Origin of the sequence: Bradyrhizobium sp. (genome assembly GCF_050014615.1) — a bacterium.
In the GTDB taxonomy this organism is placed as follows: domain Bacteria; phylum Pseudomonadota; class Alphaproteobacteria; order Rhizobiales; family Xanthobacteraceae; genus Bradyrhizobium.
Window position 1 is genome coordinate 1 of sequence record NZ_JBEKCZ010000264.1, and the last position, 6,443, is coordinate 6,443.

The following is a 6,443-nucleotide window of genomic DNA, read 5'->3' on the forward strand; positions in this document are numbered from 1 at the left end:
GCGGTATTCCATCCCGAGGTCGAAATACATCAGGTTGATATCGAGGAACGGGGTAATCAGCTTGTCCTTGATGTATTGCCAGATGATCCTGGTCATCTCGTCGCCATCGAGTTCGACGACGGGGTTGGTCACCTTGATTTTTGCCATGGGGAAGAGGGCCTTTTCGGGGAATAGCGCGGGGGGACGGAGGGGTGATGTATGCGCGCTATAGCACTGCCAACGCCAAGGCGAAAGCCAAGGCGTTATGCAGTTTCAGCCCATCTTTTAGCTCGAAACGCTGCTCAGAACGCCGCCTGCGTGGCGGTGCCCGCCACCACGTACCAGGTGACGAGGAGGCCGCAGATCAGGGCGCCGGGCAGGCTGGAGCCGGTCCGCCGCCAGGTGAAGGTCGCGACAACGGCGCAGATCGCCAGCAGCGGCACGAACTGAATGGCGACGATGGTGGAAAGCGGCACGAAGCCGGGGTCGGGCAGCGGGTTGAACAGCTTTCCCGACAGCCACAGCGTGCCGTATTGCAGGACCAGGAGCACCACGAAGCCCAGCGTCAGCGCCAGAATATTGGTCAGATAGAGCGCGCCGCGCCCGGTGCCCATGGTCGAGAAATTCCGGTGCAGCACATGCAGCGCGATCACGAAAAACGCCGTGAACGGGACCAGATAGATCAGGAAAATCAGGAACTGCCTGGCGCTCATCAGCTTGAGCGCGACGATCCAGAACCGGAAATCGATCTTGAAGGCGAGATCGGCAAGCCACAATGCGCCATAACCGACAATGACGGTGGCCAGCGCAATCAGGATTGACGGCACAATAATGCCGGCCCGGCTGGCGCGCTTCGGCGCGAACGGCATCAAGGCGAGCGTAATCAGCGCATTGATGAGGGCCCAGACCATGATCAGGTTGGTGAGGCCCTGCGGCAGCAAGGCCGACGGCTTTACGAAGGTGCGGGCCAGCGCGAAGGCCGGATAATAGGTCAGCGCCGGAATCAGGGCTGTCAGCAGAAACGCCGTGGTCCAGCGTCCGCCTTTGGCCGCGACATGCTCGGGCATGGTGCCGTCGGCGATGTCAGGCAATCTGAGATGCGAAAACACGGGCGCCTCGAGCAGGCCGTCGAACGCCCCGATCAGGAGGATCACGAAACCGATCAGCGCGATCAGCGTGCCGATCTCCTTGGCGAACCAGATCTGGTCGTCCGATGGCCGCGGCGTGCCGCCCTGCAGGGTCTTGGCGAACCAGTCGAGACTGTAGCCGATCGCCTGGTGCGAAATGTGCTCGGCCGGATGGGTGATCGCGGGCGTAAATAGCACGCGGGCGGCGCCTTGCGCGATGTCGCATAGATCTTGCCGGGTTCGACGGGTCCCTGAGTACCGAACAGGGCCCACAGTTTCGGGCTCTGGGTGACGTCGCGCGCCCGCTCGACCCCCCACACCAGGTTGGAGAACTCGTCGTATTGCGCGAACACCAGCGCGACATTGCGCGGCCAGCTCGGCGTGCCGTCGGCGGCAAACGGCTTGCCAGTGGAAGAGCCCTCCAGCACCATCGACTTGTAATCGTTGGGCATCGCGGTCGCCGCCGCGAGAACGGTCCAGCCGCCCATCGAGTGGCCCTCCAGCCCAATATTGTTCTTGTCGACGATGTCGAGGCTGCGCAGATAGACCAGGCCATCGGGACCGCCGAACCCGTTGGCGAAGGCCGGCGGATCGCTGTAGCCGTGGCCGGTTTGGTCGAGCGCCAGCACCACGTAGCCCCAGCGGACAAATTCGATGGCAAAGCCGTCCTGGGTCTCGCGCGAATTGATGTAGCCGTGAACCGCGAGTATGCCGGGGGCGGGGGTCTGGGCGGTCGTATTCGGCGGGATGTAAAGCAGGGCGCTCATGGTGTTGCCCTTGGCGCCCTTGAAGCGAATATCCTCGATCCGGATGCCGCCAGCGGTCTGCGTGAGCCATGCCAGCACCCCGCCGGCCAGAATCAGAATCACCCCGGCAATCGCCAACGACCATCTGCGGCGCATGGTAGCCTCCCGATGCCAACGGCCGTTGAACCGGCGTTTGGTTGGTTTTGCAGGTTCGCTTTGGTTGTGATTGATAGCGTATCCGAAACATGTATGCGGGCAAAGCAGCCGCTGCCGGCGCGCATTCGAGGCTTTTACCCAAAATCAGGAAACGCCATTAAGTGGATTATATTGCTTGAGAAACACCGCCGGACCGGCCATCGAATGGCGGCCGCGCTTGAGGCGTTGGATGAGGTTCTTCGGAACTTGATTCAGAATCTTCAGAGCTTGAATCAGAAAGTGAAGCGAGATGTCCGGTTCGGGCACCGACAAGACCAAATCAGGCATCGCACTTACCGGACCCGTCGTCGTTCTGGTCGAGCCACAGCTCGGCGAGAACATCGGCATGGCCGCGCGCGCGATGGGCAATTTCGGGCTGACGCGGCTGCGCATCGTCAATCCGCGCGACGGCTGGCCCAACGTCCACGCCAGGCGCGCCGCCTCCGGCGCCGACCATATCCTGGACCATGTCGAACTGTTTGAAACCGTCGAGCAGGCGGTCGCCGACTGCACGCTGTTATTCGCCACCACCGCCCGTGCGCACGATCAGGCCAAGCCCGTGGTCGCGCCGGAAGCCGCCGCGGGCGAAATGACGGCCGCGATCGCCGGCGGCGCAACCGTCGGCATCCTGTTCGGCCGCGAGCGTTACGGGCTGCAGAACGAGGAGGTGGCGCTGGCCGACCGCATCGTCACGTTTCCGGTCAATCCCGGCTTCGCCTCGCTCAATCTGGCGCAGGCGGTGCTGCTGGTCGGCTACGAGTGGTTCAAGCTTGCCACATCAGGCGCGTTGCCGTTCGCGATGACCGAACGCTCCGAGCGCGCTTCGCAGCATCAGATGCAGGCCTTCTTCGACAATCTGGTGCGCGAGCTCGACAAGGTCGAATTCCTGCGCCCGGCCGAGAAGCGCGAGACCATGCTGGTCAATTTGCGCAACATCTTCACCCGCATGGAGCCGACCAAGCAGGACATGCATACGCTGCACGGCGTGGTGATGGCGATCGCCGAGGGACGCAAGGGTCCAGCCAAGGGCGGCGTGCTCGACGGCGAGCAGGCCACCCGGCTGCGCGCCCTCCTGGCCGAGCACGGGCAAGGCGCGCTGCCGTCGGAGAGCGGCACCGTGCGTGGACTGGCGCGGCTGCTGCGGCGAAATCCGACCGACGCCGAACGCCTCCTGTGGCAGGCGCTGACCACCGATCGCCGCTTCGCCGGACAATTCAAGCGGCAGACGCCGGTCGGCCGTCACATTCCCGACTTTGTGTCGTTCGTGCACCGCGTGGCGATCGAACTGATCAATCCCGATGAGTCCGAGCTGATCCTCAGCGATCGCGCCGCGCGGCAGGCCTGGCTGGAGGCGCGCGGCTACCGGGTCGTGAAGATGGCTGTCGCGGATGTCGAGGGCGGCATTGCCGCTGAACTCGACCGGCTTGAAGCCGGTCTGCAGGGGCCTGCCTAGGATTTCGGGGCAAGTCTTTAACTGCGCAAGTCTTTGCCGTTGCAGCCATCAAGCCCTATGATTTTCTCTCAGCCGCCGGGATTAAGTCGCGCGGATGAGTGTTCATCGAGTGACAAAACATAAATACAGGGAGGCTAAAACATGCGTCTTTTCCGGCTTGGAGTACTTGTTTCTGGGTCCATTCTCGTCGCCGCGCCCGCAATGGCGCAGGCGCCCCAGGTCGAAAAGAACGTCTCGATGGGGCTGTCGCTGGCCATCATCCAGGGCGCGATCGAACAGTGCGCCAAGGATGGTTACAAGGTCTCCGTCACCATCGTGGACAAGGGCGGCAACGTCGCGGCCCAGCTGCGCGGGGACGGCACTGCTCCGCATACCCTGGAATTCAGCCGCCTCAAGGCCTACACGGCCCGCACCCGCAACCAGACCTCGTTGCAAACCATGAAGCTGCTCGAGGATCCCGCCAACGCCTATATGCGGCAGATTCCCAATGTGGTCGGCGTCGGCGGTGGCGTTCCGATCAGGGCAGGCACCGAAGTCATCGGTGGCGTCGGCGTGTCCGGCGCGCCCGGCGGCGAAAAGGATGAAGTCTGCGCCAATGCGGGCCTCGCCAAGGTCGAGGCCGCGCTCAAATAGAGCGTGATTCGACGTGCCGACAATACCTTGCCGATACCACCCCTTAAGGACTGGAGACGACCGATGAAGAAGTCGCCGCGTTCGCGAAACCATGCGCTGGCCGCAACTTGGCTGGCTCTGCTTTCCACCATCACGACGGGAGAGGCGTTCGCGCAGACCGCGGCTCCCGCGGCCATCGACGTACCCGCCAAGACCATAGCGGTGCCGACCACGGTCAGTCCGCAGTTGCAGAAGATCATCGGCGCGCCGTTGCGGTCGAACTGGAATATCCAGCCCAGGACCGGAGAGGAGTGGAAGCCGGTGGCGGACGCCGGCGCCGCGGCGCTGGTCAAGAACGTGCCGGGCATGCTGGAGCGGCTCCAGGTCAAGGTCGAGAAGACCACGATCGACGGCGTGCGGGCCTATATCGTGACGCCGGAAACGGTCGCACCGGAAAACCGCAACCGGCAGCTCATCCACATGCATGGCGGCTGCTACGTTCTCAACCCGGGCGAGGCCGGATTGCCGGAGGCCATTTTCATGGCCGGCTTCGGGCACATCAAGGTGATCTCGGTCGATTATCGCATGCCGCCCGAGGCGGTGTTCCCGGCGGCGCTCGATGACGGCATCACGGTCTGGAAGGCCGTGGTGAAGACGATGAACCCCAAGAACATGGCGATCTTCGGCACCTCGGCCGGTGGCGCGTTGACCCTCGAAATGGTGCTGAAGGCCAAAGAGCTGGGGCTGCCACTGCCGGGGGCGATTGCGCCGGGAACGCCGATGTCGGATGTCACCAAGGTCGGTGACAGCTTTTACACCAACGCGATGCTGGACAATGTTCTGGTCTCGCCGGACGGCTTTTGCGACGCAGGCACCAAGGTTTACGCCGATGGACACGACATGAAGGACCCGATGCTGTCGCCGGTCTACGGCGACATGACCGGCTTTCCGCCGACCATCCTGACCAGCGGCACGCGCGATCTTCTGTTGAGCAATACGGTTCGCGTTCACCGCAAGCTTCGTCAGGCCGGCGTGGAGGCCACGCTGCAAATCTATGAAGGCATGTCGCACGCCCACTACATCCGGGACGATACCGCGCCGGAGTCAAAGGAAGCCTTCGAGGAGATCGCAGGCTTCTTCGACAAGCATCTCGGAAAATAGATCGGGGCGACCGGTTGATGGCCGCTCAGACGGCCATCAACTCCGTCGGCACATTGCCGGCGCGCTTGGGCTTCTTCTGCTTTGAAGGCATGAACAGTGAGCCCGCGGCAAGTCCCGCCGTGTCGGCGACCCCGGGATCGCGCGTGACCATGGCAGCAACGATGGCGCCGTCCATCAGCAGCGCGAGCTGGTGCGCCAGCACTTCCGGCTCCGCCGCGCCCATTTCGCCCGCGAGTTTTTCGATATAGGCCAGCACCACCTTCTTGTGCCGCATCGCGATGGCGCGAAGCTGCTTCTGGTCTTTGTCGTGCTCGCCGACGGCATTGATAAAGGGGCAGCCGTAGAAACGTTCCTGACGGAACCAGTCCTTCAGCGCCGGAAAAATCCGGGTGAGTTTGGCCTGCGCGCTGCCGCCGCCGGACTCGACGGCGTCGATGAACCATTCACGCCACTGCTTGCCCTCGGTCTCGAGCACGACGTGCACGAGGTTGTTTTTCGAGCCGAACAGCTTGTAGAGCGTGGTCTTCGCGGTTCCGGCTTCATTGATGATGGCGTCGATGCCGGTGGCGTTGATGCCGTTCTTGCAGAACAGCCGCGTGGCGGCGCTCAGCAAGCGCCCGCGCGCGGATTCATCATCGCCGGCGGCGAGACCGGCCGCGACGGGACGTCCCTTCGAAGATGTTTTGCCCATGCCTCAGTTAATCCAACTGTGCCGCACTCATCAAGTCGCATCTTTCTGCGTCCAAAATAATCGCCCGCGCCGGCAATTGCATCGCGATTGAGCAGCGCGCCCCTGACCGTTTCGAAGGCAGTTCGGGCTAAGCGGCTTCACTGCTTTGGGTTTTCCCCTGGCCCGTCTCTGGCACGCTTCATGCAGGATACAGACCGTTCGGTATCCTGCCGTCTAGGGAGAAAATCAATGACTGCGGTCGCTCAAAAAACAGTGCTTACAGGTTGCCTCGCCCCGATCGACAAGGAGGGGCTGGAGCAGCTGATCGTCAACAGCAAGGCCAACCCGAAGGTCATCAAGACCTTGAAATGCAAGACCGTGGCCGAAGGCAAGTTCCGCCATGCCAATTATATCCGCAACCTTCCGCCCTACATCGTCGACGAGCCGCCGGGTCTGTTGGGCGACGACACCGCGCCCAATCCTTCCGAAGCTTCACTGGC

The 6,443-nt window shown here is 62.8% G+C and carries 5 protein-coding genes and 2 pseudogenes; 4 read left to right on the top strand and 3 right to left on the bottom strand.

Annotation, left to right across the window (positions count from 1 at the left end; genetic code table 11):
* A pseudogene (locus ABR948_RS27310) lies at positions 1 to 147 on the bottom strand (NADP-dependent isocitrate dehydrogenase); the annotation flags it as partial.
* 1,003 nt (positions 148 to 1,150) lie between these two features.
* Positions 1,151 to 2,008 (bottom strand): alpha/beta hydrolase family protein, encoded by an 858-nt coding sequence (locus ABR948_RS27315; RefSeq protein ID WP_428124047.1) that lies wholly within the window; start codon positions 2,006 to 2,008, stop codon positions 1,151 to 1,153.
* A gap of 289 nt (positions 2,009 to 2,297) precedes the next feature.
* On the opposite strand from ABR948_RS27315, the gene ABR948_RS27320 reads away from it, so the two are divergent.
* The 3 genes from ABR948_RS27320 to ABR948_RS27330 all read left to right on the top strand — a co-directional run bounded on the left by ABR948_RS27320 (position 2,298) and on the right by ABR948_RS27330 (position 5,273).
* Positions 2,298 to 3,500, top strand: coding sequence for a TrmJ/YjtD family RNA methyltransferase (locus ABR948_RS27320; RefSeq protein ID WP_428124049.1), 1,203 nt, complete (start codon positions 2,298 to 2,300; stop codon positions 3,498 to 3,500).
* Between the two features lie 201 nt (positions 3,501 to 3,701).
* Positions 3,702 to 4,133: a GlcG/HbpS family heme-binding protein gene (locus ABR948_RS27325; RefSeq protein WP_428124051.1), complete on the top strand. Its 432-nt coding sequence runs from the start codon at positions 3,702 to 3,704 to the stop codon at positions 4,131 to 4,133.
* 63 nt (positions 4,134 to 4,196) lie between these two features.
* Complete coding sequence (locus ABR948_RS27330) at positions 4,197 to 5,273, top strand: alpha/beta hydrolase (RefSeq protein ID WP_428124053.1); 1,077 nt, start codon at positions 4,197 to 4,199, stop codon at positions 5,271 to 5,273.
* A gap of 25 nt (positions 5,274 to 5,298) precedes the next feature.
* Here the strand turns inward: ABR948_RS27330 and ABR948_RS27335 are convergent, their stop codons facing one another.
* Positions 5,299 to 5,964: a TetR/AcrR family transcriptional regulator gene (locus tag ABR948_RS27335; RefSeq protein ID WP_428124055.1), complete on the bottom strand. Its 666-nt coding sequence runs from the start codon at positions 5,962 to 5,964 to the stop codon at positions 5,299 to 5,301.
* Between the two features lie 228 nt (positions 5,965 to 6,192).
* On the opposite strand from ABR948_RS27335, the pseudogene ABR948_RS27340 reads away from it, so the two are divergent.
* A pseudogene (locus tag ABR948_RS27340) lies at positions 6,193 to 6,443 on the top strand (OsmC family protein); the annotation flags it as partial.